General features: G+C 66.4%; 3 protein-coding genes. 1 reads left to right on the forward strand and 2 read right to left on the reverse strand.

Features of this window, described 5'->3' with window-relative positions; genetic code table 11:
• Positions 1–137: 137 nt before the first annotated feature.
• Positions 138–956 carry a glutamate racemase gene (locus tag AQJ27_RS51220; protein ID WP_067385958.1) on the reverse strand — a complete coding sequence of 273 codons (819 nt, stop codon included), beginning with the start codon at positions 954–956 and terminating at the stop codon, positions 138–140.
• 289 nt (positions 957–1,245) lie between these two features.
• On the opposite strand from AQJ27_RS51220, the gene AQJ27_RS51225 reads away from it, so the two are divergent.
• The gene (locus AQJ27_RS51225; RefSeq protein WP_067385963.1) at positions 1,246–1,755 is read left to right on the forward strand and encodes a DinB family protein; all 510 of its coding nucleotides are present in this window, start codon (positions 1,246–1,248) and stop codon (positions 1,753–1,755) included.
• A gap of 206 nt (positions 1,756–1,961) precedes the next feature.
• Here AQJ27_RS51225 and AQJ27_RS51230 read toward each other — a convergent pair whose 3' ends face one another.
• Positions 1,962–2,804 carry an IS5 family transposase gene (locus tag AQJ27_RS51230; RefSeq protein WP_067385961.1) on the reverse strand — a complete coding sequence of 281 codons (843 nt, stop codon included), beginning with the start codon at positions 2,802–2,804 and terminating at the stop codon, positions 1,962–1,964.
• Between the last annotated feature and the right edge of the window lie 84 nt (positions 2,805–2,888).

Genomic DNA, 2,888 nt, shown 5'->3' on the forward strand with positions numbered 1-2,888 from the left:
GCGGTGGGGAGCCCCGTCGCGAAACAGGCACAGGCTGGGTGATCACAGAGCTGCCACGCTCTGTGATCACCCGGGGTCTGCCTCGAACGGAGCGGCTGTACGTCTGGCCGAGAAGGTGCAGAGGATCTGGGGCTTGCTCAGATCGCCGGTGCAGCCATCGGGGAGCGAGTTACGGCGGAGATGAGAATTTCGCGGGGTACTCGCCCTACTGCGGCAAGGGCGCGGCCCACGGGGTAGGCGTGGGCGCCTGCCGGGAGGTTTCCGCAGCGACCGCTGAGTACCACGTCGATGGAGCCCATGGTGCTGTGCGATTCCCTGGTTCGGTCCAATCGCCGCAGTGTTTGGCGGGCGACTGCCTCCGCGCTGTCGTACAGAGTGGTTCCGGCGGGCAGGCTCTGCAGAATCTCTGGCGCCACCAGGGGGTAGTGCGTGCAGCCCAGCACCACGGAGTCGCAATTTTGGGGTGTTCGCTCGGCTGCGTCGGCAATCGCTTCCGCTGCTGCGGCCATGTCCCCGTGGTCGATCGCCTCGGCCAGACCGGGGCATGCGACACGCGCGACAGGCCGGCCGTTCGCGTAGTCCGCGATCAGGCGATCCTGGTAGTCACTCGACGTGGTCCGGACGGTTGCCCACACGGCGATGCCTTGGCCGGTTGCTGCGGCCGATTTCACGGCGGGCACGGTTCCGATCACGGGTACGCGCGGTTCGAACCTCTCGCGCAGAGCGTCGATCGCGGTGACGGTGGCGGTGTTGCAGGGGACCACGATGGCCTCCGCGCCCCGCTGGACGGCCAATTGAGCGGCGGTGAACAGACGGTCCGTGACGAAGGAGGCCGTTCTCGATCCCCAGGGGGCGCCGTCGGGGTCCAGAAGCAGAAGCAGATCGAGTTCCGGGGCGAGGTGCCGAAGCCAGCCTGTAGTGGAAAGGAGGCCAAATCCTGAGTCGATCAATGCCACCGTCTTGCCGCCTGGCTGGACTGGTGCGGCCCATGGACCACTGCGAAGTTCCCTGAATGACTAGGCGCGGTGGCCGGTGAAGGCTCCGTTGGGTGTAGCTGCTCTGGAGGGAAGCCCTGACCTTTGGCCGGAGTGGTTAGCGCGTGTCCGTTCTTGGCTTGTCGCCGCCGAGGTTGCAGTCGTGGAGGTCGCTGCCGTGCCCTGGCTCTAGCTGGTGGCGGTCGGCCTGCGGCCTCAACGCATCTGGGGGTCTCCCGGGTCGAGCCCATTGGGCCTATGGTTTGCGTTCATGATCATCCCACAGTCGACAGATCCCTCCGTCTTCCACGCAGCACTCCGCGAACAGTTCGAGGCCTTCCTCTATGAGCATCGATCCGCTCTCAACGACAGCTTGAATGGGTTGACCGAAGAACAGGCGCGTCGGTCATTGGTCACGTCCAAGACCACGTTGCTGGGCCTTGTCAAGCACGCCACGTTTGTCGAGAAGGTCTGGTTCGACGAGGCGATCACATGCCGATCTCGCACCGAGATCGGCATTCCCGACTCGCCGGACGAGTCGTTCGACCTCGACGACGGCGACACCATCGCCTCCGTCCAGCGCGCCTACCAGCAGGCTTGCACGGCGTCCCGTCAGGCCGCCGCAGAGCTGTCGCTGGACGAGCTCGTACGGGGGAACCGCCGGGGTCCGCTGCCGCTGCGTTGGGTTTACCTCCATATGCTGCGCGAACTGGCCCAGCACTGCGGGCACGCGGACATCCTCCGGGAGCAGATCCTCAACAGCACGACGCGCCGCGGCTAGTGCAGTCCGGCCGAGTACACGCGGCCAGGGCACGTCGAGCTGGCAGTGGTGGACGAGATCGCGACCTGGCTGGCGCAAGGGTAGGCGGCCAAAGGTCAGGGCAGGTCAAGGCTTCCCTCCAGAGGAGCTACGCCCGGCTCCGTTTGAGCCCGCTCCCGCCGAGCGCTTCTCGCGCGCGGCTTGGAGCTGGTGTGGATGGTGGTCCGTCACGGGCGGCGACGGGGGCGGTCCTCCCAGCGGTGAGTGGTCCACGCTCGGCGGATCAGGCTGCGCACGGTGATGATGGTGTCGGCGAGGTCGAAGAAGGCATTGATGACGGTGGCTCGGCGTTCGTAGCAGCGGGCGAGTCGGTGGAAGGCGTTCTGCCAGGCGTGGGTCCGTTCGACGTGCCACCTCTGGCTTGCCTGGATGGGCGCCTTCTCGCCCTTGTGCGCGATGCGGCCGTGCAGGCCGCGTTCGTCGAGCAGGGTGCGGGTCTTGTCCGAGTCGTAGCCGGCGTCCAGGTGCACGGTGATGTCGTCGGGCAGCGGTCCCAGGTCGTCCAGGCGGTCCAGGGTCGGGGCGAGTAGCGGGGAGTCGTGGCGGTTCGCTCCGGTCAGCACGCGGCCCAGCGGGATTCCGTAACCATCCGTCATGCCCGAGCGTTTCAGGCCCTGTTTGCCGCGATCAACCGGTGAGCGCCCTGCGACCTCTCCGCCGCCGGGGGCTTTGGTGATGGAGCCGTCGACGGCGATCTGGTCGAGGACGAGGCCGACGATCCGGTCGTAGGACTCCAGCGCGATCTGCTTGAGTTTGGCGAAGACGCCGAGCCGGATCCACTCATCGCGACGGTTGCGGATCGTGGTGGCCGAGCAGGTTGTGTCGGCGATCGCCTGGTAGGAGCAGCCGAATCGCAGGAGCTGCAGCATCTTGTCGAAGACGATCCGGTCGCTGATGCGTGGTCGGTGGCAGCCCAGCGGATGTGTCGGCGCGTAGGTCGATCGCTCAGGCAACAGGGCGGCGAATTGGCCCCAGAGTGGTTCGGTCAGCCATGATGGAAGTACAGGCACAGGTCTCCCCGGTGATCACAGAGCGTCGCAACTCCATGATCGCCAAGACCTGTGCCTGCTTTGCCACCTGGGTACCACCACCGT

Source organism: Streptomyces olivochromogenes, assembly GCF_001514115.1.
Classification (GTDB): Bacteria; Actinomycetota; Actinomycetes; order Streptomycetales; family Streptomycetaceae; genus Streptomyces; species Streptomyces olivochromogenes.